This is a genomic window from Pedobacter suwonensis, from assembly GCF_900111825.1.
GTDB classification, from domain to species: domain Bacteria; phylum Bacteroidota; class Bacteroidia; order Sphingobacteriales; family Sphingobacteriaceae; genus Pedobacter; species Pedobacter suwonensis.
Genome location: NZ_FOJM01000004.1, coordinates 126,296 through 153,085 on the forward strand (window position 1 = coordinate 126,296; position 26,790 = coordinate 153,085).

The 26,790-nt window shown below is 40.8% G+C and carries 12 protein-coding genes; 4 read left to right on the forward strand and 8 right to left on the reverse strand.

All coding sequences use genetic code 11. The features are described from left to right. The first annotated feature begins 31 nt into the window (after window positions 1-31). From BM107_RS06885 to BM107_RS06895, 3 genes are all read left to right on the forward strand, one after another. Entirely contained in the window at window positions 32-3,505 is a 3,474-nt protein-coding gene (locus BM107_RS06885) for a TonB-dependent receptor (RefSeq protein WP_090981624.1), read from the forward strand. Between the two features lie 10 nt (window positions 3,506-3,515). Continuing rightward, on the forward strand, window positions 3,516-5,240 hold the full coding sequence (locus tag BM107_RS06890; RefSeq protein ID WP_159435206.1) for a RagB/SusD family nutrient uptake outer membrane protein: 1,725 nt from the start codon (window positions 3,516-3,518) through the stop codon (window positions 5,238-5,240). A gap of 294 nt (window positions 5,241-5,534) precedes the next feature. Then, window positions 5,535-6,680: an SGNH/GDSL hydrolase family protein gene (locus BM107_RS06895; RefSeq protein ID WP_090981628.1), complete on the forward strand. Its 1,146-nt coding sequence runs from the start codon at window positions 5,535-5,537 to the stop codon at window positions 6,678-6,680. Window positions 6,681-6,708: 28 nt separating this feature from the next. On the opposite strand, the gene BM107_RS06900 is transcribed toward BM107_RS06895, so the two are convergent. Both BM107_RS06900 and BM107_RS06905 read right to left on the reverse strand, forming a co-directional pair. Continuing rightward, window positions 6,709-7,539, reverse strand: coding sequence for an SGNH/GDSL hydrolase family protein (locus tag BM107_RS06900; RefSeq protein WP_090981630.1), 831 nt, complete (start codon window positions 7,537-7,539; stop codon window positions 6,709-6,711). A 158-nt stretch (window positions 7,540-7,697) separates the two neighbouring features. Further along, window positions 7,698-10,370 (reverse strand): alpha-L-rhamnosidase, encoded by a 2,673-nt coding sequence (locus tag BM107_RS06905; protein ID WP_090981632.1) that lies wholly within the window; start codon window positions 10,368-10,370, stop codon window positions 7,698-7,700. Window positions 10,371-10,682: 312 nt separating this feature from the next. Between BM107_RS06905 and galB the strand changes: the two genes are divergently transcribed. Further along, entirely contained in the window at window positions 10,683-13,148 is a 2,466-nt protein-coding gene (galB, locus tag BM107_RS06910; RefSeq protein WP_090981635.1) for a beta-galactosidase GalB, read from the forward strand. Window positions 13,149-13,454: 306 nt separating this feature from the next. On the opposite strand, the gene BM107_RS06920 is transcribed toward galB, so the two are convergent. From BM107_RS06920 to BM107_RS06945, 6 genes are all read right to left on the reverse strand, one after another. After that, on the reverse strand, window positions 13,455-13,754 hold the full coding sequence (locus BM107_RS06920; RefSeq protein WP_090981639.1) for a hypothetical protein: 300 nt from the start codon (window positions 13,752-13,754) through the stop codon (window positions 13,455-13,457). A 419-nt stretch (window positions 13,755-14,173) separates the two neighbouring features. Next, window positions 14,174-14,863 (reverse strand): DUF4998 domain-containing protein, encoded by a 690-nt coding sequence (locus BM107_RS06925; protein ID WP_134204105.1) that lies wholly within the window; start codon window positions 14,861-14,863, stop codon window positions 14,174-14,176. Window positions 14,864-14,934: 71 nt separating this feature from the next. After that, window positions 14,935-16,137, reverse strand: a complete 1,203-nt coding sequence (locus tag BM107_RS06930; RefSeq protein WP_090981643.1) for a DUF4959 domain-containing protein — start codon at window positions 16,135-16,137, stop codon at window positions 14,935-14,937. Between the two features lie 33 nt (window positions 16,138-16,170). Further along, window positions 16,171-18,135, reverse strand: a complete 1,965-nt coding sequence (locus tag BM107_RS06935) for a RagB/SusD family nutrient uptake outer membrane protein (RefSeq protein ID WP_090981826.1) — start codon at window positions 18,133-18,135, stop codon at window positions 16,171-16,173. A gap of 26 nt (window positions 18,136-18,161) precedes the next feature. Continuing rightward, entirely contained in the window at window positions 18,162-21,344 is a 3,183-nt protein-coding gene (locus BM107_RS06940; protein WP_208864347.1) for a SusC/RagA family TonB-linked outer membrane protein, read from the reverse strand. 678 nt (window positions 21,345-22,022) lie between these two features. Further along, entirely contained in the window at window positions 22,023-26,048 is a 4,026-nt protein-coding gene (locus BM107_RS06945) for a hybrid sensor histidine kinase/response regulator transcription factor (protein ID WP_090981646.1), read from the reverse strand. Window positions 26,049-26,790: the final 742 nt, after the last annotated feature.

Here is a 26,790-nt window from a genome sequence, read left to right on the forward strand (position 1 = left end):
CGACAACAGTTTAACTAAACCCATTAACCAAATGTATAAAAAATTTACTGAATTACTATTCAGGAGGAACTCCTATGTATATTCCAATTATTTACTGAAAATGAAACTAACTTTTGTTTTTCTAATCGTTATGTTTCTCCAGGTAAGGGCTGAGATTTTTGCACAAAAAATCAACATCAATGCCGATAAAGCGAACCTTAAGGAAGTGATCGCACAAATCAGGAAACAAACCGATTACGATTTCCTATACAATAACGCAGACGTAAAGAAGGCGAAGCCGATTTCGTTAAAGGCGAGCAATATGGATTTGATTGCTGTGCTGGAACAATGTTTCAAAGATCAGCCGGTCCGTTATACCATAAAAAATAAGACAATTCTCATCACCAGAAGGCCGTTACCAGTTACCAATCCCGTAAATGAGCAAAAAAAACAGCGGGTAACCGGAAGTGTTACTGATGCAGCTGATGGCGGACCCATTGTTGGCGCAAGCGTGCTGTTAGAGGGTACAAAAACCGGTGCCACAACTGATGTAAATGGAAATTTTTCGTTAGACATACCGGGAAACAACGCCGTTCTGGTGATCTCTTTTATAGGTTACGAAACTCAGAAAATCAACTATAACGGGCAAGCCACTATTAACGTCAGATTAAAAAAGGCAGATACTAAACTACAGGACGTTGTAGTTGTTGGTTATGGAACAAGAACTAAAGGCGCTGTAACGGGAGCCATTTCGACAGTAAAATCAGAAGTTTTCGAAAACCGGGCACTTAATAATAGTCTTGACGCTTTACAAGGGACTATCCCCGGCTTTACCATTACTAAAGGATCAGGCCAGCCGGGTGCCGGCGAATATGGCTTTAATGTAAGGGGGTCGTCCTCAATTAATGGAAATTCTCCACTTGTGTTAGTTGATGGTGTGCCAACAAGTTTTGGAACTTTTAATACATTGAATCCGGCGGATATAGCTGAAGTAACTGTTTTGAAAGATGCCTCTGCTGCCATCTATGGCGCGCGTGCCGGAGATGGGGTGATTATTGTAACCACCAAAAAAGGCAAAAGCGGCCCACCTGAAGTCAGTTATAGCGCTACCTTCGGCCTTAAGGAACCGAGCTATTTAAGAAAAATGCAAAATACCCTTGAGTTTGCAGAATTTATGGACGAAGGCTTGCGCAACGTAGGTATTGCCGGATTTCCACAATCTGTCTTCGATAAAATCCGTGCAAATGCACCTATGGAAGCGGTGGGCTGGAATTATAACATCACTAATTATCCTGGATTCTTCGGTTATACAGACTGGAATAAGGAAATATATAAAAGCGCCATCCAGCAACTCCACAACATTTCAATCTCGGGTGGTGGAGAGAACAATAATTATCTTTTTTCAGCAGGATACAATAAAGACGAGGGTATTGTGCGCTATGGGATAAATAATTCTCAACGCTATAACCTGCGCTTAAATTACGATTTTCGCCTGACTCCAAAATTGAATCTGGAAACGCGAACCAGTTATACCAATTTAGGCAATACCAATCCAACTAATTTGGGTAATGCCCTCACAAATATAACCAGGCAATTCCCATATCAGCCGGTATTTAATCCGTTTGGTCAATTTTATGGCTATCAGGGATATGAAAATCCCGCCCAAAGCTTATCTGAGGCCGGTATATCCATGGATAATACCTCAAATTTTGCCACAAATTTTAAGGCAGATTACAGTGTCATACCTGGGTTAAAGCTGACTGCGCAGGCTGCTTTGAGACTGAATTACAATAACAATAATTATACGCTGCCAACCTTTACCCGTTACAATTACACAGGCGGTATACAGGATATTCGCCAAACACCTAACTCTGCTCAGTATAGTAATAGCCGAAGCATAAATGAGCTTTATCAGCTTTATGCAGATTATAATACACAATTTGGGGAAAGCCACAAAATTAACATAACTGCTGGCACTTCGATAGAAAAAACCAAAAATGACGGGCAGAATACCTGGGGTTATAACTTTGTCAGCAACGATATCTTTACATTAAATCTGGCTGACAGGACAAACGTAGCCTTCGCTAATTTTGGAGGATTTTTAAACAGGCAGTCGCTTGGTTCTTATTTTGGAAGGGTAAGTTATTCCTTTAAAGATAAACTGATTCTGGATGTAACTGCCCGCGCGGACGGAAGTTCAAAGTTTGTGGAAGATAAACGGTGGAGTGCGGTATTTCCCTCAGCCGCTTTGGCTTATAATCTTTCAGAAGAGCGTTTCATCAAGTCAATAAAAGCCATCAACCAGTTGAAACTTCGTGCGTCATGGGGCAAAATGGGCAATCAAGAAATTGGTTCACTGGGTCTTTATGATTATATCCCATTGGTTACACGGGTTATTCCGCCTGGAGAGCCGGGTGTTTACCCAATCGGTTCTCCTAATGCAGGATTACCTGGTGTAAGATCTAACCCGGCATCTGCTGACAGGACTTGGGAAACGATAGAGAACAGAAACATTGGTTTAGATGTTGCAATGCTGAATTCTAGGTTGAGTTTTTCATTCGATTATTTTAATAAAATCAACAATGACATGCTCGTAGCCATTGCAGTTCCTGCAACCTTCGGCGGTTCTGCCCCCTCTTCAAACCAGGGTAAACTAAAAACGAAAGGTTTTGACGCTGTTGCGACCTGGAAGGATAATGTGGGCGCCTTCAGGTATAGTGTTTCCGTTCAGTTAAGTGATGCACAGAATAAACTACTGGAACTGAAAAACACCGATAATCCACAAGTTGGCCTCAACCAGTATAGGCAAGGTTATGCAATGAATTCTTACTTCGGATATGTATTTGACGGTATTATTCAAAATCAGGCACAACTGGACAACTATAAAAAACTCCAGGGAATTCCGGCAAGAATTGGTATTGGAGATGCTATGTTCAAGGATTTAGATGGCGATGGAGTATTAACGCCATTTGGAGATAAAAGCAAAGGTTTAGCTGGTGATATGCAATACCTGGGTGATCTGACCCCAAGATATACTTTTTCTTCAAATATCAATCTCGGCTGGAAACAATTTGACCTGCAGATATTTGTACAGGGTGTTGGAAAACGTAATGTGCAGTATGGTGGAAATATTGCGACACCAAACACTTTTTTCTGGCCTTCGCTGGCCTATTATAACGGTCGTACCTGGAGCCCGAACAGACCTGACGCTCAGTATCCCCGATTCATTCCAGGTAATGTGGGGTTTGACGACCTGCGCTCGAATAACTACCGTTCTTCAACGCTAGTTACGCAAAATGTGGCCTACCTGCGTTTTAAAGTAATTACAGTAGGTTATAACCTCCCGGAGAATATTGCTAAAGCTGTTAAACTTAAATCTGCAAGACTGTTCTTAAGTGGGACGGATTTATTCACGATTTCAAAAGGTACACTTGGAGGGAATTTTGATCCCGAGGACGCTTTCCGAAATGAGGGTACTTATCCTTTCAGCAAAATTTATTCAATTGGTTTGAATGTTAAATTTTAAAATGATTCTTATGAAAATCCATAATATTAATCAACATGGTTTGTTCGCTGACGCTATCAGCCGGCGTTCTGCTGGCAAAGTATTTTCGGGAATATGCATGTTGCTCTTCTTAACAGTTTTAGGAGGATGTAAAAAAGATTTAAATCTTGTGCCGGAAGATAATATATCCGATGCAACCTTTTATAAAACAGCAGCTGATTATAAACTTGCCGCAAACGTACTTTATCAGGGGCTGGAACAATGGGGTACTGAAGATACCGAATCTGATATTGCCTTCAATAACCCTAATTCGGTTAGCAACGGACAGCTACTGCCAACTGAAACTACTTCCTGGTCTGGCTTATACACCAATATCCGCTATGCGAACAACATCATTGATAAAGGTGCTGCCAGCACCGATGCGGGCATAAAGCGATATGTTGCCGAAGCCAGATTTTTCCGTGCCTATTATTATTATAAACTCTTCAGGCTTTATGGAGGCGTTCCGCTGATTTCGAAAGTACTTCAAACTGGCGATGAGGCCCTGTTCGCACCAAGGTCAAGTATGACCCAGACTGCGGATTTTATTTTAGCAGATCTACAAGCCGCCAAAGCTGACTTGCCTCTTAACCTGAGTGGAGGAGATGTTGGCAGAATTAATAAGGGCATAGCTTCTGGCCTTGCTTCAAGGGTTGCACTATTTGAGGGGACCTGGCTTAAATTCAGGGGAGAGGCAAATGCCAACATGTACCTTGACGCTGCAGTTGCGGCCGCACAGGAAGTGATCAGCAGTGGTATATATTCCCTATATGTAGGGAACGGTGCACAGAGTTACCGTTACCTTTTTCTGGAAGCTGGAGATGATTCGAAGGAAACCATGCTTGACAGAAGGTATCAAAGAAATATTTTTGGCCATGATGTACCCTATGCCTATGATCAGGATGGCTATAACCCAACGCGAAAAATGGCAGACCTTTATCTGGATAAAAATGGCTTCCCGATTACCTCACCTGGAACAGTTTTCCAGGGCTATCAAACTTTCATATCTGAATTTCAGGACCGGGATCCAAGAATGACCATGACCATGATTAATCCTGGAACGTTAACCAATCGCGTATTTAATCCTGTAACCAAGGTAGCCAACTGGCCAGACAATCCGCAGCGAAATTTTAATACTGGTTACATACTTTACAAATATATGTCTGAAGATGCTGTTGCCAATAACTCTGGCCGACAAGGCGCAGCGAGTTTGTTTGACTTTGATAAGCACATTATGCGCTATGCTGAAGTACTTTTAAATTATGCCGAAGCAGTATATGAAAAAAATGGTTCTATTTCGGATGCAGATCTGGATCTAAGCATCAATAAAATCAGGGATAGGGTAGGCATGCCTAAACTTACAAATGTTTTTGTCGCGGCCAACGGATTGAATATGAGAAACGAGCTAAGAAGGGAGCGTACAGTTGAGCTTTGCCTGGAAGGTTTTCGTTACGATGACCTTAGAAGATGGAAGACTGCAGAAACCGAACTTCCGCAAGACATTAAAGGCATAAAAATTACAGGTACCCAATGGGCAACGCGTGCACCTTATAGCAACGCGGCTTACCTAAACCGCGTGGATGCAAACGGCTTTTTGATTGCGGAAACCGGACGTAAGTTTAATCCGAACAGGGATTATCTGCAGCCCCTGCCGCTCCGGGAAATTGCCTTTTATGCAAACAGCGGAAAAAAATTGGACCAAAATCCAGGATGGTAAAGGTTAGTTAGATTAGAATCGGTCGGCATTGCCGGCCGGTTTTCTTTAGGATAACGGCTGATCAATACATAACCTCTACCAGAATCCACCAGGGGCGGTGGTTATTCTTGCGCATGCGGGAACCACGAGTGCTCAGCGAAGCTAATCTTAAACACTTGCATTAAGATTATTTATAAAGCTTTGATTTTATCTATTTGTATTCATAAGTTATCCCTCAGGATGGCAATTTTATGCTTATGATATATCCAAACTTGAATTATTTAAGGCTTTTCGATACTTTATTTCTTGACTAAAATGGGTAATAGAATTTTGTTTTGGCTGTTTCTGGCCATATTGTTTTATCCTTCACCTGAAGTTTTTGGGCAGACTAAGTCTTTAGATGAGGCTAAATATACACCGTATATCGATCTCGATGAGTATATGAATCCTTTTTGGAAAACACCTATTCTTATAGATGAATCAGTAATGGTTATTCAATCCGGGGAAGAATTTAGTGCCAGCCTTCTATTTCCGGCAAAAAAAATATTATCAGTTACCTCGGCAGATCATTCTATCACCTATAAACAGGAAGTAGACTGGACTTTAAAAGGTGGTAAGCTGAAAATTTTAACAGATTCAGCTATTCCAACATTTAAAATCACTGATCTGCAGTTTAATACGCTCAAGCCCGGTCTGTCAATGGCCGCAAAAAAAGAAGGAGGATACATCTTATTTAAGGAAGGTTTGTTTTTCCAATCCAGGCAGATTTTGGTTACCTACAAGAAAACCAGACCATCCAACTGGGTAGGGCCCAGGCCGTTTATTAACCAAATGAAGCTCGCCAGAAGTAAAAAACGGTTAAAGGATCGGCAGTCAGTAAAACTTTGTTTTTACGGAAATAGCATTGAAACCGGTTACAATGCAAGCGGCTTTATTGGCGGCCCTCCTTACATGCCAAGCTGGCCAGAGCTCGTTAGCTGGAAACTCCAGCAACATTTTAAAAGCCGTATAACATATTATAATCCATCGGTGGCCGGTAAAATGGCGAGATGGGGGGCTGAACAGGCTTCAGCGCTGGTTTCGCCGGAAAAACCGGATGTGGTGATTATTGGGTTCGGAATGAATGATGGTGCTTCGCATGTTAGTGCTGAAGATTTCAAGAATCAAATTTCATCTATAATTAAAACAGTAAAGGCTGATAATCCTTTAGCAGAATTTATACTGATTGCGCCTATGTTGGCTAATCCCCTGGCAGTTCAGGATGGTTTACAGGGACAATATCTACAAGTTTTAAATCAACTTGCTTCAACGGATGTAGAAGTTGTAGATATGACTGGTGTACACAGGGAATTGCTCAGGAATAAAGCCTATCAGGATATGACCGGAAACAATGTCAACCATCCCAATGACTATCTTTCCAGGTGGTATGCACAAATGATTTGCGGACTTTTTATCAAATAATTGTTTCAATCCAAATAAATGGTATGTATTAGTGCTCCAATGAACTAAGTACTTTAATTAGTTTATTTGCGATTACCTGATTGCCGCTGTCAGATGGATGCAGGCCGTCGTATGTCATTTGAATGGCTTCTGGAGGATATGGATAATCATCATTCTGCGGATTAAAGGGGATATTAAATGAAGATTTAAATGAATAATTTTTATAAGTCCCTGTTCCCGGAATTTTCAGTCGTTTAAATTTTACAAGCTTCTTCAGTCCAAGGGATTTATCATGATACAGGTCTATTACCTTAAAGCCACTTTCGGCCCCGATATTTAGGGTTGCATTAGCGAAATCTTCCAATGTTTGCCCTGATTTTTTTTTGTATGAACCATAGGCATTATTGTTTTTATCGGCAATATATACAAAGTCAGCCCGTTGCATCGGCGTGATGAGTATGATCCTGGCCTTTGGACTTAATTTTTTGATTTTATTTATGATGATGGCCATTGAACCATAGAAGGTGCCATTACCCTTATTTAATTTATAATCTTCTATCTGTCCCACTGGTCTTCCTGCCCACCAATCGTTAGTTCCCAAAAATATGGTATAAACCTCCGCTTTAGGGATATTCAGGCGCTCAATCTTTTCGGCTACTGCCCCTGCTGTCCAACCATTATAACCCTTGTTAATGTAATTTAGCCATTTTAATTCATCCGTTACCCTGCTGAGATAACCTTTATGCACGCGGTTCCCAGTTTCTTCGAGGTGATCGTTCAGGTAAGTGATAGAATCGCCGATGGCGACCCAATTAGTCTTGTTGCTATCAAATAAATATGAAATGAAAAAGAGGCCAAGTGTAAAAAGTATTTTTTTCATTGAAGGGCTATTTGTAAGTGTCAAACTGGTTAATCTACCGCTTAAAGGATCTTATTGCAGGGCACGAAGATAACCGAACGATCATGGTAACATTGCTTCGTCATTCCAGCTTATAATGACTGGACTTTATCCGACGCTAATATAAAGAGCTTTATTGGTTATCTGATCTCAAAAACGTACCTGCCGGCAGGCATATCAAGTTTATTGTTAATTATTTTTCCGTTTAAGTAAACTTTCTTCCCGGCTATTTCCGGAATAGTTATACTGGCAGTTGCATTGGCAGGGATTTTTACATCATATTTTACACCTTTCGCATATCTTTTCCATGAGGATAAAATGGTGCCGTACGGACTTTCGTGGCTTGCTGTAAAATGGGTTAAGCCGGCTACAAAGTGGGGTTGCAGTAAAATGTTCTTAAAACCGGGTTGCTGCTCATCAATTTTTATTCCGCCTATTCCCTTAAAAAACCATCCGCCAATTTCGCCAAACATCATGTGGTTGTCAGAAATATCCCTGGTGGCCTTTATATCCCAGTTTTCGTGAAGCGTTGTTGCACCATTTGCAATCCACCAGCCCCAACCCGGAAACGTATCTTGTGCAGCCAGTTTGTACGCTGTTTCGGCCTGTCCGTTATCGCTTAAGGCATTCAAAACTGCTTTAGCACCCAGCACTCCAACGTCAATATGCATGCCGTCTGCCGCAACTCGTTTCGCAAGATTTTCGGCCAACTTCAACCGATATTCATCTTCTACAATATTCCATTGCAAAGCCATGCTCAGCTCGGTTTGCACGCCTGAACCATAGCTAACCTTTTCCGCATCGAAATACTTGTTGTTAATGGCTTTTTTAATTTTATTGGCTAAAGCGCTATAAACCAGGTAGTCATTTTGCTTATCAAATAACTTAGCGGTTTTAGCTAAAATATCAGCATCAACATAAAAATAAATGGATGAGGTATATTCTAAATTTGAAGTAGATTTTACAGGAACCCAATCTCCTCTGCCAAAAGTTGTCAAACCATCTTTGCTAATGCTGTTTACATAATCAACATATTGTTTGATGTTGCTATAATTATCGGCCAATGCTTTTGTGTCACCGTAAAACATATAAATATTCCACGGAATGATGGCAATTGTGCTGGTCCAGTCGGTTCCATTAGCTGTACCATAGCCCCATCCGCTGGTTGGGATAATATCTGGCAAAACGCCATTTGGTTGTTGTTCATCACGGTGATCGCCTAACCATTTTTCGTAAACAGTTAAAGCATCGAAATTATACAGGCCTGTTTCTACAGCGAAGTGTCCATCTCCGGTCCATCCGTTTTTTTCCCTTTGTGGACAATCTGTTGGGAGGCCAAATAAATTCGATAAATAGGAATTATTTGTTGCCCACCAAATTTTATCAATCAGTGGATTTGATGATGCTATTTTCCCAATAGCGGGGACATCGCTATGCATAAAATAAGCCACCAAGCTCTTTTTTTCTAATCTAATCGGTTCACTTGATGTAATTTCTACGTATTGAAACCCTTTATAGTTAAACAAAGGCATAAATTCTTCTTCGCCATTTCCCTTTAATATAAAAATATCGGTTTGGAAGGGATCGGTATCATCTTTCGGACGATAGTAAACATCAATGTTGGATAAATCTGCCCGGCCGTTTGCAGATAAGCGTTCTGCATGTTTAAGTTTAATTACCGTTCCTTTTTTACCTGAAACCCTTATCTTACTTACGCCAGCAATGTTCCTCCCCAAATCGTAGAGGTAAAGGGTGTCATTAAACTTCCGCAGGCTTTTGGCTTTTATTTCCTCCACATTACGGATGGGATGCATGGTTTGGGCAACAATATTTTTTGAAGGGGCTGCCCGCAGGTTGATTCCATGCCATTTTGTATCATCGAAATCAACTTTATTCCAGCCTTCTTGCTCCAACCTTGCGTCACAATGTTCGGCAGTATAAATATTAGTAGAAGTGATTGGCCCTAAACTGGTTTTCCATGTACTCCCGGAAGTTATGGTTTCGGTTGTACCATCAGTATAGGTAATTCTTAAATCAAAACAAAATGCAGGCCTGGCCCGCCAGGGTGCCTGATCAAAATTCCAAACCGCCATGGCCTGGTGGTTATACCAACCGTTTCCCAAAATAACACCAATGGCGTTTTTGCCTTGCCGGATGTTGGATGTTACATCGTAGGTAACGTATAAATTTCTTCTGTCGAAACGCGTGTACATAGGGTCCAGGCGATGATTGCCAACCTTTTTGCCATTGAGATAGAGTTCATACAAGCCTGCTGCTACAATGTAGGCCCGTGCAGATTTTACCTGCCCGGAAGATTCGAAAACATTTCTAAAATATGGTGCTGGACGGACATTTATATCATTTCCATCACTAATCCAGTTTCCTTTCCAATTTTCAGCACCCATCATCCCCATTTCAAAACTTGCGATTTTTGATGAGATGAGCTTATCATGCTGATCCAAAACATCTACTTTCCAAAAATATTTGGTAAACGGCATTAACGCCCTGCCCTTATAGGTAATTAAACTATTACTTGAATTTACTTTTTCTGTATCCCACTGTATATTCATGTTACCTTTAAGCTGTAATGAATCTGTACCAACAGTAATCCGATAAGCCTTTTGTAATGCACCTTTACGGTTATCGTCCATTAGCCATGATAACCGGGGATTAGGGTTATCAACGCCAATCGGATTAATTAAATGCTCGCATTTTAACTTGATGATTCCATTTGCCTTTGCCGACTGAGCGCCTGAAAAAAGCAGTATAAAGGGTAAGAAGTAGTTTAATAAATTTGGTTTGATTACGCTCATATCGAGTATTGGGAAATAAAAAATAACATCGGGATAAAATAGTTTGCTATTTGTCCGTGTCCAAAATAATTAAAATTAGCGGTTCAACTGTCCTTAACTGTTTGCTTATGCTTTTTGCTTCTCAATATCGCTAATTACAGCTCAAAACAAGGTCTATTTAACATTTCGCTTACTGTAAAATTTTAATGATGAGTATCTGAAGTGGGCCCAGCTTTTGCAAATAAACCAGTCAAAATTAAACCATTTATTGACTTATTTTAACCTGTTCATTCCCTAAGTTGTTGAGCACTGTTTTAACATTTAGATTTGAGGATGAATGCAATTAAAATATCGTTATACCGGGGTTTATCCATTTTATTATTAGCTGCACTATTTTGTGGAACAGCTCAAGGACAGGGCAGGACAGAATACCTGCTGGAAAAAAACTGGAAATTTAGCAAGGGTGATTTTCCTGAATCTGTAAATCCCGCTTTTGATGACAGCAAATGGGAAACGGTACGTATTCCACATGATTGGGCCATCAAAGGTCCTTTTGATGGGAATAATGATAGTCAGAATGTACAGATTGTACAAAATGGCGAGCAAACGGCATCATTAAAAACAGGAAGAACGGGTGGCCTGCCTTTTGTTGGCAAAGCCTGGTATCGAAATACGTTTGTTGCTCCCGCTTTTACAAAAGGCAAAAAAGCAGCAATCTTAATTGATGGCGCCATGAGCTATCCAAAAGTATTTTTAAACGGGGAGGCCGTCGGACACTGGGCATATGGCTATAATTCTTTTTCAATTGATATAACCGACAAGATGAGGGTTGGCAAAAATGTACTCGCCATCGGTTTGGAGAATTTGCCGGAAGCCTCCCGCTGGTATCCGGGTGCAGGTCTCTATCGCAATGTGCATGTTATCATTACAGACGAGGTAAGTATTCCAGTTTGGGGTACCTATATAACCACGCCGGTAATCAACAAAGATTTTGCCCGGGTAAAAATACGGACCCAGGTTAATTCATTAAGTGGAAACTATAATGGTTTGAGCCTGCAAACCACCATCGTAAATGCAAAGGGTGAAACGGTAGCAACAGCGACGAAGAAATTAACAACAGAAGATTTGAATGAGTTTGAGCAGGATTTAGTGGTTAGAAACCCTGAATTATGGTCGCCGGAAACACCAAATCTATATGCAGCCGTAACAAAATTATATGCCGGAAACAGCTTAAAAGATGAATACACCACTACTTTTGGCATCCGTTCCATTAAATACGAAGCGGAAAAAGGGTTCTCGCTAAATGGTGTTTACCGTAAATTCAAAGGCGTTTGCAACCACCACGATTTAGGGCCACTCGGTGCTGCTATTAATGTTTCTGCCTTGCGCAGGCAGCTCGTATTATTGAAAGATATGGGATGCGATGCGATCAGGACATCACATAACATGCCGGCGCCAGAACTGGTAAAGTTATGTGATGAAATGGGATTTATGCTCATGGTCGAATCTTTTGATGAATGGAAAGCCCCTAAGGTTTCAAATGGATACAGCCATCTTTTTGATGAGTGGGCCGAAAAAGATATCGTAAATATGATCCATGCCAACAGAAACAATCCTTCAGTAGTGATGTGGAGTATAGGAAACGAAGTACCCGATCAATCGACTAAAGAAGGGGGCAAGATCTTAAAGTTTTTACAGGATATATGCCACCGGGAAGATCCAACCCGGCCGGTAACAGCGGGTATGGACAGGCTTAAAGATGCGCTGGACAACAACTTTGCCGCAGTATTAGATATCCCGGGCTTTAATTATAAGCCATTTTGGTATGGGGAGGCGTACAAACGCTTGCCGCAGGAAATGATTTTGGGTTCTGAAACGGCTTCTACCGTGAGCTCAAGAGGGGTATATAAATTCCCGGTTGTGCCACAGAAAATGAAAATGTACGATGACAATCAAAGCTCATCATACGATCTGGAATATTGTAACTGGTCGCAGATTCCGGATGATGAATTTATGATGCAGGATTCACTGAAATATGTAATCGGCGAATTTGTTTGGACAGGTTTTGATTATTTGGGCGAACCTACGCCTTATGATGAAAAATGGCCGTCGCACAGCTCTTACTTTGGAATTATTGATCTGGCAGGTATCCCTAAAGATCGTTTTTACCTTTACCGCAGCAAATGGAATCCTGAAAAACCAACCCTGCATATTGTGCCACACTGGACTTTTCCCGGTCGTGAGGGAAAGGTAACACCGGTGTTTGTGTATACCAATTATCCATCGGCAGAATTGTTTATCAATAATAAGAGCCGGGGCAGGCAAAGCAAGAATAAAGCGACCAGTACCAGCAGGTACCGGCTAATGTGGAACAATGTGAAATACGAACCCGGAGAAATAAAGGTAGTTGCTTATGATGGTAATGGCAAGCCCGTTGCCGAACAAACCGTTAAAACGGCAGGCAAACCGCACCATATTGTATTAGAATCAGATCGTAAGACCTTGATGGCAGATGGGAAAGATCTGGCTTATATTACCGCAAGCGTGGTAGATGCCAACGGTACCGTATGTCCTGATGCTGAAAATAGCCTTAATTTTAAAGTTACCGGACAAGGAGCATATAAAGCCGTGGCCAATGGCGATCCGACCAGTTTGGAATTGTTCCACCTGCCGAAAATGAAGGCCTTTAAAGGTAAACTGGTCATCACCGTTCAATCAACAGAACAAGCTGGGAAATTAAATCTAAGTGTTTCTGCTAAAGGTTTAAAGACTGCAGTGCTGCCGATCGAAACCAGATAACATTTAAAATATTGAAAGAGGCCCTTTAGACAAGTTGCCATTGACAGACTCAGTATAAAAGTCGTCATTGCGATGAGGAACAACGAAGCAAGCTTGCAAGCTAATGATCTTGCTTTAAATATTGCTTGCGCGAAAGGTCGGGACAAGCTATCTGTTGAAATCCTTCTCGCAAGAATGACCGTTGCAGCCCACCATTTGGCAAAAAATCTGTCATTTTATATTGATTTTATAAAATTATCATCCTTCAGGATGGTAATTTTATTCAGGGTAAAGCTTTTTTGCTAAGCCTATAAATATTACGGAAAATTAGTCGTCAACTTTCTCATACTTGTAAATCTGTGTTCTTCCACTGGCATTATAGATACTGTCTTGCTGTATATTTTTGCGGTGTTCCGTTAAGATCACAAAACTTGAGCTTAAAAAGATGGCGTCTTGATTCCCGGAAACATTCGGGTCTTTTGAATAAAATACCGCAGGCCCCTCGCTATGAACCCGCGCCCGGTACAAATCTCGCTTCCAACGGTAAGCAGTAATGTCATCATCACCAGGTTTTTTACAACCGAATATGGTCACCAATAGCATTACAGCGAAAACGTTTTTTGTCATGTATCTTTTTATTTAAAATTAGAGAAAAATGGCGCTTAGCCAAATTTTTGGTTGAATTTAGCAAAAATAACATACTGTAGAAAGCTGTTTGTGCCGCAACTAAGGCTTTTTTATGGAGATATGGTTGATCCAAATTGAAACCCAAACGTTATGAGCAATAGACAAGCGGTGCCGGATAGAACCCTGTCCGTAGCTTGAGAAAAAGGAGTAATAGTTAACCTAGCCGGTTAATCGGGCATATCTTCGAATAAAGGTAACAACAAGTTTAAATAGTGGCACATCAGCTATCAACTAAAGATTCAAAACCATGTATCATCGACTGAGGCATAGCAAATGGGAGAAATCTTTAACAAAGTTTGAAGATTTCCCCATTGCGGTTGAGAGGACGCTATTTAGAGCCCGTTTATTTTATCTGCTTTTTACCGGACCAGTTTTGTATCCACGGCTGAATATAGGGTGTCAATAACCGCTGGAACCGGCAAATACATCGTTTTGTAGCTGAAGGTTGTATTGGGTTTGTAATTTAATAGGGTAAGAGAATTTTCGCCAATTTCTGAAAATACGGTAGTTCGTTTTTCGGCTGTTGTAGTATAGGTGATCCATGTTCCCTTTGCGCCTGTCGAAGTATCGAAGGTATCCCAATCAATCTTGGCACTGCCATTATCCAGCAGTTCGGCATTGAGAATAGGGCGGTTAAAAAGATTACTTTCATATTTTGGCCCATATACTGTCCCGGTCGCGCTAACGATTAATGAAGCGTTACCACTGGCGTCAAACGTCTGCACATTAAAATTCTTCACACCTTCATCCACACTAAAAATTTTCTCTATGGCTTCAGGTCTTCCTGTTTTTGCTATATCAAAAATTAAAGAGTCTTTTTTATCATTCCAGGTGATTTTGATCTTTTCAATTTTGGCATCTGCTGATAACAAACCTGTTAGTTTAACACGAAGTCTTCCCGGTAGTATTTTTAAAGAATCGACCTTGCCACTATAAATCGTTTCTCCGTCAGCGGTATATTTTTTAAAATCATCCCATTTGGAGCAGGAAACCATCGCCATGCTAATGATTGCTATGGTTATAATCATTATTAATTTTCTTTTTTCCATTTTATAATATTTTTGTTCCCATTTTACATCCGGCACATGGTGCCGAAATCAGAGCCGTTTGTTGCTGATTTTTATCGGGTATCACCATACACGGTTAGTTCGTCAATATTCAAACCTGTTCCACCTACCCAGTTCTCGAGGCAACGTACCCGTAGATACCTTACTTTTGGTGCCGAAAGATCACATGGTAAATCAAAACCTGCTTCAGCAGTTTGTTTATCCAAATCATTTTCAACTCCATAAGGAAGACCTGATGGCTTGGTAATGGTATAAGATCCTAGGAGAACCCAACTTTGATCGAGACTGCCATTGGGGTTAGGATTGTCTGAACCATAAATTTCAAAGCGGCGCATGGCTTGTAGGTAGTAATACCTTAGTGGGTTAACCTCTGCATAAGGACGCATCCAGATCCGGCTCAGTTTTGCTGATACACCCAAACTAAAGGTTACCGTATGGGGTCCGTTACCACCAGCTATCTGCTGTGTAAAACAGGCCTCCCAGCCATATCTGCCATCCCAGGCTTTACTTACCGCTCCCCACATTGGCGGATCTCCCGGAAGCTTGTACTCCTGAAATCTGGATTTTTGTAGCTGTACTTCGAAGATTGGTTTAATGTCCTTATAGATCGTATCGGTTTTATTCCCCCACCTGTCCTGAACAAAAAAACCAAACCGGTGAACATTGGTATCTAAACCCCTAATTTTGGAATAGACACTGTCTAAATTGGTAAAAATACTTTTATCATAATCCACAACGTATTCGTTATATATATTTTTGCCGATGACCATGATGTTTATATTCCCTTTTGATGGGTTAGATGCCATTATATCGTAACCGCCGGCAGCGTCTCGTACTTTTAAACTTTTAAATGCTTGCCAGATCGGTGCAGTTAAGGGCTTTACCTTTACGATAATGGGGTCCGATAATACGCCTGAACGGCTGACAGAATATACTTTTACCTCATGTTCGTCAGTATCGGCAAAGCCGGCAACCTCCAGTGAGTTGTTGTAATATGAAGTCTGCGCTTCATATTGTTTGCCTGACGACAAGTTGTACACAGCTTTTACGATCAGCAACCTAGGATCTTTAGGTACAGTATAAGTGATCGTTGCTTTTCCGTTCTGGTTAACTACGCTTATGTTGCTCACCTGAGCAGGAGCAGTCGGATCATTGTCAACCGGTTCATTAGTGTTCAGTTCTTCTCCTTTCTTACATGAAGCTAAAAGAATGATGGAACAGGCTATTAATGCCAGAATTTTTAGTTTACTTTTCATATAAAATATATTTACCTATTCATGTTCTTCATATTACCAGCCTGGGTTCTCAACCAGATTGGTGTTTCGTCGGGTATCATAGTCACCAATCGGCCAGAAATAATCTCTTGGCGCGATAAAACGCTGACTGAAGATGAAGCGTTCCTGATAATATGTAGCATCGGTTTTACCAATGATATTCCACCCGGTGATGTCTTTTTGAAGCTCTTCTGGTGCTTCTTTCCAGCGGCGCAGGTCCCAGAAACGCTGCCCTTCGAACATCATCTCTATTGTGCGCTCTCTGTGGATGATGGCGCGAAGGCCTTCTTTAGTGGAATATTTTCTAGGATTATTTGAATATGCCGTCCAGGATTCTACAATGCCTTTTAGTCCTGCACGTGTTCTTACTCTGTCCAAATATTGAATGGCCACGCTTGAGCCGCCATTTACTTCATTTTCTGCTTCAGCATAGAGCAAATAAAGATCGGCCATCCTAACTTCCGGCCATGGGAATTGTCGCCAAACAACCGAATTGTTGTTGGTGGTAGATTCCCAGTTAACCAGTTTCTTAATAAAATAACCGGTTTCGCTCCAATTTCTGAAATCGTTACCAAAGCCCGCCTTATCTCCGTTTTTTGCTTTTACATAAAAATTATTTTCATCATTGCCTCTGTCATTACCGTCTTTCATGTACCAGATGGATCCGTCAAATCCCAGGTCCGCATAAAAACGTGGCTCCCTGTCGAAATTAAGACGGGCGGTTGTAAAACCATTTTTGATGTAAAACCGTTCTTTGTCTGTGGCTGTTCTCAATTGACTGTATTTAGTGAAATCTAAAGTTTTGTCTTCTTCTATGGGTACTCCATTTGAAGTATAAAATAGTTTTGCGATCTTGATTGGCGGCGCCCAAACACCTGAGCCAGGCCCTCTACCATTTACACCATTATCTTCGGTAGGTGGCATACATAACCATTCGTTCACAAAATAGGATTGTGCATTCCCCCATACACATTCTACACCGTATTTTTTGGTAATGGCATTACGTATGCTAAGTTGTGTTTTAGTGGTATCACTTAGCCCTAATCCATCATTGGTGTAGTTGTAAAGTCCAAAGCCACTATTGGTAGCGGCATCAATAGCGGCTTTCACAGCATCGCGGGCTATTATCCATTTTTGAGGATCATAACTTGGATTGAATAAAATGTTACCATCTTTATCCCTGAAGTTCGCAAAATCGCTGTTTCCGTTAAATAACGGACTTGCTGACATGATCAATAGCTTTGCCTTCATGGCCAATGCGATAGGTTTAGTTACCCTTCCCATTTGTGTGTTTTCATCCTGAATACGGTCTGGGAGTAGCTTTGCCGCTTCATCAAACCAGTTGGATATGGTACTCACGCATTCATCTATGGGTTTACGTTTCACATAAGCTCCTGCAAGGTCGGCATCAACAGGTACATTTGTATTAATCAGTGGGATAGGTCCATACATGCGTAGCATGTAATAGTGATAAAAAGCCTTTAGGAACAGTGCTTCTCCAATCCAACGGGAGCGTTCAGCTGGTGTAATGTCAGGCACTTTAGTTTGGTCTGCCATGTTTTCCAGAAAAACATTACAATTCCTTATTCCTCCCCATATTGGCTTTGTTGTTACATTCTGACCTTTATTCGCGCCAGTCCAATCGTTAAAATAAGGTGCTGCCCTGTTTTGTTGTCCTTCCGCAATTCTGAAAGCAGCATGCCATTGCGCCTGGTCATCCTGAGGGTACCAGATTTCATCTGCAGCTGTCATACCCGGGTTATACCAGCCATCGCCATTTTTAGGCAGATAGGAATAAAGCGTAAATAAATATTTCTCCGCTTCCAGTCTTAATTTAAATGCATTATCAATAGTAGAAACGTTATCAGGTACTACGTCAAGGTACTTTTTGCAGGATGTAATGGCAATTACAATGCTCATAAGCAATGTAGCCCGGTAGATTATACCGGTATGCTTATTCTGGTTTAATGATTTTTTCATTTTATACATATGAAAGTGTCTTGTTATTAAAGGTTGAATTGTGCGCCAATGCTGTATACAGCCTGAACCGGGTATCCTAGTCCGTTGCCACCCATTTCCACGTCCCACATTTTAAATTTGCTGAAGACGAACAGGTTGGTTGCAGAAAAATATACTCTCGTACTTCTTAACCTCAGCGATTTGATTTCAGGAATATTGTATCCCAGATCAACGCTTTTTAGACGAAGAAAGTTACCATTGCGCATCCACCATGTTGAAGGCCTGTTGTTGGAATAAATCCGGTTGGTACTTAATCTTGGCCAGAAAGCATACATATTTTGCTTATCTTCTGACCAGTGATTATCAGCTATAGCTTGCAGCAAATTATTTTGAAAACCACCATTCATGAAAAATGGCTGCGTATTATCAGGACTGATAAAAAATGAAGACCTGGCAGAACCCTGAAAAAAGAAACTCAGATCGAAGCGTTTGAATCCGCTTGATACTCCAAATCCATAGATAATTTCAGGCTGTTGTGGATAACCGATGGGCACCATGTCATCATCATTGATGATCCCATCCTTATTCACATCCTTATATTTTATATCTCCCCCACGCAGCGTATTATCTCCATATTGAAGCGGGGAATTGGCTACCTCTTTCTCATCTGCAAACAATCTTTCGGCTATTAAACCCCAGCTTTGCGAAAGGGAGTGGTTAACCCTTGATAAATAAGCAATGTTAGGGGCATACTGGATTTCATCACTTACCTTTAATTTACTGGTTGCATAAGTAAAGTTTCCACGTACATTTACCCACGCACCACCGCTAAAAGAACGTTGGTAGGCCATTGTGAAGTCTACACCCTGGGTTTCGGCCTTCCCAAAGTTGGCAAAAGGCAAAGCTTCAAAGCCGGCAGCGGATTCTACACTCGATTTTGGTTGTAAGATTTGTGAACGAAACTGTTTGTATACCTCTACGGTTAAGTTAAGATCTTTAAATGCGGTTAAATCCATACCAATATTTAAAGATCTGCTTACCTCCCAGGTAATGTTATTATTGGCATATCTGGAAATGGAAACACCCGGACGGGAATAAAAGGGAATTCCGTCTCCGGTTCCAAATGATGCGCCATAGCCACCATCATTTAAGTTGACATTAGACAGGTAGAAAAAACGGTCGCCAATGTTGCCGATCTGATCATTTCCCACTAATCCGTAGGTAGCCCTGAATTTAAGCTGATCAATTACACTTCTTAACGGTTTAAAAAACTTTTCGTTAGAAATGCGGTAACCTATACCTGCAGAAGGGAAAAAGCCGAACCGGTTATTTTTTGCGAAACGTTCTGAACCATTATAACCAAAGTTAAATTCTGCCAGATACCGATCATCAAAGCCATAAGAGAAACGACCTGAAATACCTTGATTTCGCTGTGGCAAAGATGCGGTCAGATCGTTGGCGTCAGCTGCTTCATAATTAGACATAAAAGATATTAAAGAGCCACTTACCGCATGTTTTTTAAAGGTCCGGTTGTAAGTTAGTGCACCTTCAAGCCAAAAACGCGAATCCAGCTTTTTCCCGGTCTGCTGGAAGCCGAGGTATTCTGTCCCCGGTGTACCGGCAGTTACGCCGGTTCCGCTGTTCAGTACATTTAGACTATAATCAAGCGTTGTGGGATCTACAATGGCTTCGTAGTAAAACGGATTATAACTCCGGTCGGCCGAATAGAAAGAATATCTTCTCAGATAAGCCATTGTTCGGAAATTCAGCCCCGGGGTAATGGCATTTAGGTTTTGCTGGAGTTCAAGCTGTGGCTGTATATTGGATGTTTTGTATACGTTATATCCTTTCACCATCTCTGCGTAAGGGTTTACGTAAAGTGTTGAGGTTGGACTGCCTGCCTCTACAATACGGCCCGAGCCAAATAAGGGGTGGTCTGAATATGGTAGCTTTGATTTGGGATAAAGGGCAGGAAACATCACCGGATTGGCCCAAAGTACATTGTTAAATGATAATTGACCTCCGCCGATCGGTCCATTATAGTCGTCAAACTGACCATACATGCGGATATTAAATTGTGTGGTGCTGGTAAGGTTAAGGCTGATGTTAGAACGGATAGAATAGTTTGCCAGTTTAATGTTGCTGTTAAAGTTATTGATAGGGTCTACCTTTAATACACCATTGTCTTGGTTATAGGTGCCTGAAATATAATACTTGGTACGTGCATTACCACCACTGATATTCAGGTTGTAACTTTGGTTTAGCGTTCTCTTTTTGATCATCTGTCCCATCCAGTCGTTATTTGGATATAGGTAAGGGTCGTCTCCTGCAATGGTATGGTTAATTTTACTTTCGCTGTAAGTAGGCTTAGCCAGGGGCGATCGGGTAAGCAATGCCTCATTAGCCAAGCGCATATAGGTAATGTTGTCTGCTAACTTGAAATTTTCTGTATTACTCGACATGCGGTTTTCAGCACGGAAAAAAAACTGTGTTGCACCCTCTTTACCCATTTTGGTGTTTACCAGTACAACCCCGTTGGCTCCCCTGGCACCGTATACGGCTGCCGCAGCGGCATCTTTCAGTACCGAAAAATCTGAAATATCATCAGGCTGGAGGCGGGCAAGGTCGGTAGTTGAGGATTCAACTCCATCAATTAAAATCAAAGGATCCTGTTTGCCTGAGCCAAACGTAGAAAGCCCGCGTATAAAGAATGCGGAGTTATCGGTACCTAAACCGGGTTCACCACTCCTCTGAAAAGAAATCATCCCGGGTATTCTGCCGGCTAGGGTATTCGTTAGGTTTCCGGTTGGCCCTTTCAGTTCTTTCACATTTACTGTTGTAATTGAACTGATGGCACTTGCCTTTTTTTGTGAACCACCAAAACCGGTAATCACTACCTGGTTCAGCGTATTTTCACTTGATTTTAGCATCACGTTAACCACCGGACGTCCGTTGATCGGGACTTCCTGCTTTTCGTAACCTGTATAACTGAAAACAAGAATACCATCTGAAGGTACTTTTATGGAGTATTTTCCTTCAGCATTTGTAGAAACTATTTTTTTAGAATTTTTTAGTTGTACGGTAACGCCAACAATTGTTGTAGTGTCAGAACTGACCTTTCCGGTAACGATAATCTCGTTGTTTTGCGCAAAGCTGATGCATGGTACCATCAGTAGAAACAGTAAAAGGATTTTGGGAATAATTTTTTTTTGTAAAGTTTGGTTATTCATATAGTTCTATTTGGAGTTAATAAATAATGATCGGAATCATTCAGGAATAGGGGTATTATACTATTGTCTTTTCATCCATAGGCTTTTATCAGTTTAGAATTGGTTTATAGGATCAAACCGATAGCTCTGGATGCCCGGTTTGTTTGGTTAGTGCTGTTTTATTTTTTATCTGGTTATAAGGCTGGCTTGTACAAAGATTTTATCTATTGTATGCCGCCTGTTGATACAATAACAGGTAAGCATTGCTGAATTTCCTGTTGCCTGTATCTGCTAATAAAAGGATTCAGTTAGGTTTGGTTAGTAATCATTTTATGGACCCTAATGTAGTATGAGATGGTGTTAGCCGAGGGAATAAATCGGTCAAATAAGAGGGGGTAAATCGCCAATTTTCGCGTTTAAATCTATTTAAATCGGCTTTAAACATCACTTTTATCATAAACCAGGTTTCCGGTTAAGATTTTAATGATTTATGACTTTTTAAGCCCCTAAACCAACGATAATTGTTAGCGTAAATACATCATAAAAACGTATTTAATCTTATACGTTTTAAAAACGGTTGTTAAAACGAAGCACTTTACTGGGCTTGCGTAAAATCAAGATCACGAGGAACATAGCAATCTCCAAACGTGAGCTGTAGCGAACGTTTGGAGATTGTTTTCCCTAAAAGCTTAAAATAATTTATTTGTGAGGTGTATTCCGATAGGTTTTTATATAGTCGGATGGATTCATCCCGAATAAGGCACTAAATTGTTTACGGAAATATTTGATGTCGTTAATCCCCACTTCCCAGGCGATTTCTTTAATGGTATAATTGGATTCCACCATGAGTTCAGCAGCTTTCCGAAGGCGGATGAATCGAATAAAACCGGCTATTGATTGGCCGGAAACAGATTTGACCTTCCGATACAGGCCGGAATGGCTCATGCCAATTTCTTGTGAAAACTTTTTGATATTAAAAGTTTCATCAGCAATGTTACGCTCAATAATATTGATGCAGGTTGATAAAAACTCGCGGTACTCTGGTGAGATCTTGAAATTCTGCTTTTTGAGCGTAATCTCGTTATAAAAATATTGCTGTAGTTTAGTCCGGTTTTCAAGCAAAGCTTTAACCCTTGCCTTTAACAATTCTTTTTCGAAAGGTTTGGTAATATAATCGTCCGCGCCACATTGAGTACCTTTAAGCCGGTTTTCGGCATCAGATAGTGCCGTTAATAAAATTACCGGTATGTGCCCAAGTGTAGGGTTGCTCTTAATGGCGCTACATAACTCTAATCCGGTACCATCTTCCATCAGGATATCACTAATAATGACGTCGGGCAAATGTTGAATGGCCTGTTCAAGTCCCTCTTTTCCACTGGAGGCGGTAATAACCAGGTGGTCATTCTTGAATATGCCCTGAATGTATTCGCGGATACTTTCATTATCTTCTACGATCAGGATAAGGTCTTGTGTGCTTAGCAGCAGATTTGGATCTGTTTTTAATGTGGGTGGAGTTGGCTTGGCCTGATCTTCAGCCTGGAAAGTTTCTGTTGTAATATCTTCATATATGGTCAGATCGCCAAAATGGCATTTACCTTTTTTGAACGAGAGGAAGAAGGTGGTTCCACATCCAATGCCGCTTTCATAATAAATCTGTGCACCATGCTGATCCATAAATTGCTTTACCAGATATAGACCGATACCGAAGCCCGATGCAGAACTATTTTCCCTGACCTGATAAAACCGATCGAACAACTTTTCTTTAACATGGCTATCAATACCGATCCCATTATCTTTTATACTCAATTCTACTGTGTTTGCTGTTTCCCATAGCCGCATGTTAATTTCGCCATAAGGTTCGGTGAATTTGATCGCGTTGGAAATCAGGTTATAAAGGATTGCCTGGATCTTTTCCCTGTCGGCATATAGCTCAATCGGGTTATCGGGGCATGTAAACTGGTAGTTTAAATTTTTCAATGCGGCCTGGCCAGAGAAACTGATATGGACTTCTTTGCAGATTTCGGAAAAGGGAAGTTTTGAGATCTTTAAATCTTCACTCTCCCCGCCAACTTTTCGAAACAGCAGCAACTGGTCTACCAGTTTCAGCAATCGTTTTGCATTTTGGTAAACCAGATCAAGACCTCCTTTACTGCCAGAGGCCGGGTGATGTTGTATGTAATCTTTTAACGGATTGATGATCAGCGTTAGTGGTGTACGAAACTCATGCGAAACATTGGTGAAGAAAGCGAACTTTTTTTCGCTCAGCTCTTTCTCTTTTTGTGCATTTGTCTGGGCAGTTTTAATTTCGTAATTTAAGTTTGCCTGTCGCACTCTGTAGGCATTATAGGCATATATAACAGCAGAACCGATAAGCGCATAGCAAAAGTAAGCGAGCCAGCTGCGGTACCAGGGTGGGAGCACGTTTATAATCAGCAAGCGGTGTTCCGGCCCCCATCCGCCAATGTAATTATTGCGTTTAACGTGCAGTATGTACTTGCCATCTGTTAACCGAAGAAAGGTAACAGGAGCTGATGCCGTGGTTTCAATCCATTCATTATTACCTCCTTCTAAATGGTACGCAAATTTAATTTTGCCCTTATCTGCAAAATCTATAGCAGAAAAACTGAGTGATAAAACCGCTTCATTATACGGTACAGTTAATTCGGAAATCCGTTCCTGATTAGTTTGGTTTACTAATTCATCAGTTGCGCTAATAAATCGATTGTTCACATACACCGATGATAGATAGGGGGCGGGGAGGTTTGCAGGGCTCGACTGAAAGTTTTTCGGATTAAAAAGCGTAAAACCTTTGATGCTGCCAAAGGCCATTTCGCCAGATCTCAGGCGTAAAGCCGCACTGTACGAAAATTGATTGCTTGATAATCCGTTTTCACTATAATAATTGTTAAAGGTTTTACGCACCGGATCGAACCGGGATAAACCATTGAAAGTACTAAGCCATAAATACCCTTGATCATCCTGAAGGATGTTAAGCACCGAATTGTTGCACAGACCTTCCGCATCAGAAAACTGGGCCTTTATTTTTCCCTTTATCCTGTCGAACAGAATCAGGCCACCGCCCTCTGTGCCGAGCCAAAAGTTACGGTTCCGATCTTCGAATATTTCCCTAACGGGTTTACCTATTGTATAATAGACATGATGTTTTTTCTGGGTATCTATCTTTACCAAATCATTTGAAGTACCGGCCCAGAGCTGGTGGAAAGAATCCTCTTTAAAGTCGTTGAGATCACAAAGACTGGAATCAAACAGTTCAAACTGATCATTTTGAGCGTTTAATCTGTATATGCCGCCATCAACAACTGTTGTTGCCCAGATCATATCTTGATGATCCTGGTAAATAAGCCAGATATAATTGCTCTCCTTACCCTTATCATTAACGCAACGATATCTGTTAAAAGATTGCCCCTGTTCGTTAAACCTATTAATACCACCGCCGAAAGTGCTTATCCACGTGCTGCCTTTTCGATCTGTTAATATGCTTGTCACGATGTTGCTGCTTAAAGAATTTGATTTGGCCGGATCGTGCCTGAACTGGGTAAAGCTATTCGCTTTGGGGGAGTATAAGCTCATTCCCCCTCCATCAGTTCCTACCCAAATGTCGCCATTAACCTTTTCAGCCAGGCAGGATACATAATTATGGACCAGGCTGTTTTGGGTATGTGGATTATTACAGAATACTTGAAAATGCTTTTTTGTACTGTCAATGATCACAACGCCTCCATTTAACTTGGAAATCCACTTACGATTATCTTTATCATTATACATGGCAGGTATGGTTTCACCGCTGGTATAAGCAGATTTATGTGGTGTGAGTTTAGCCTGGCTAATTTGTAATGTTTTTAAATCCAAAATGGACATACCACTTCCTTCGGTCCCTATCCAGAGCTTATATCCTGGATTTAGCAGGAGTGACAATATGTTCCCGTTTGACAGTTTCTTTTTGGATGAGACTTTTGGTATTTTATTATCATACATAACCGAAAATTGATACAGGCCCTCCCTGGTTCCAATCCATAGATAATTTTCCTTTGCCAGTATACAGTTGGTGAGCATCATTTCAGTACTAACCAGAACCAGTTTTTTCTGCCGGACATCAAAACGATATAATCCTACTCCACTTACAGTAATCCAGATATGGTTCTGACTCCCCTCCACAATACCCGTTATATTCGCATTGGAAAGTGGCCTGTTTTTGTCGCTATTTAATATTTTATATGGGTATTTGTCTTGCTTACCTTTATAATACATTCCAGCCCCATTTGTACCTATAAATAAATTCCCCTTTGAGTCGCGCACGATGGTATTTACTGCCATCATTGATTTGATAGGTTTATCCCCTCGCTTAGGCGAGTAATATGCCGGCGCAAATTTCCCGCTTCGCTCATTATATATGGCCAAGCCTTGCCCCGTACCCACCCATATGTTATTTTCTGCATCTTCGGCAATACAATAAATGTAATTATGAGGAAGTGAGTAATCATCTTTAAGCCGGTTACGAAACACCTTAACAACGCTCCCGTCATAGCGGTTCAGTCCATCGTATGTACCAAACCACATATAACCATAATGGTCCTGAAAGATACACCTTACCGAATTATTGGAGAGCCCTTCATTGATGCTAAACAGGCGCTCGTCATTCTGATCGGCTGTGATACGCCCGGTGAAGAATAATAAACAGCATAATAACGGCAGGTATTTTGGCATAATTGGTCAGTTTTTTTTAAAAAAAATCTGACTTTTGGTATTCATCAAGATTTTATGCATATCAATATAGTTGCAGTTAATAAAACTCAAAGATCATGTAGAATCTTTAATCCTATCCTGGTTAGACGTGTAAATTTGGTTAGCAACAATGATTAGCCTAAGCTGTACATTGTTTTCACCTAAGTTAGTTATTTTAAATTAAATGTTATGATAACGTTTAATTTATTTTTCTCTCAAATTATTCAAAATGTATTCTGTTGGGAGAACTAGGCAACGCCGAGTTATGCGGCTTAATTTAATCCGGCATACCCTGAAATAAATCCGATTGATATCAGATCAGGTTGACGGAAAGTGGAAAATTGTTTGTGCTGGGCTTACTTCATCCAGCGATTTTAGGCATTTCGTAGCAGGTGTTTTTATTAAAATAATTTGTAAACATCTGATAGATAATTTATAAATCGGTAAATCAGCAAATAGGATGATGAAGCGTGAATTTAGGTTAGCTTAAAAAGCTGTGGGGATTGAAAACCGTTTATATCGATAAAATTTGTTTAAGGGAGAAACGAACTGATGATTTGATATCAGTATATCTAAAAACATGAGGCGAAGGAAAATAAGAATATTTTATGGCAGCTCATCGTTAGGCTCTCCACAACTATATTTTAATATCGTCTTTGCTGAGGCGGAATAACTACAGTTAGGCAAGGCAATCTTCCGCTTGTTATTTTTAACAGGAAATTGT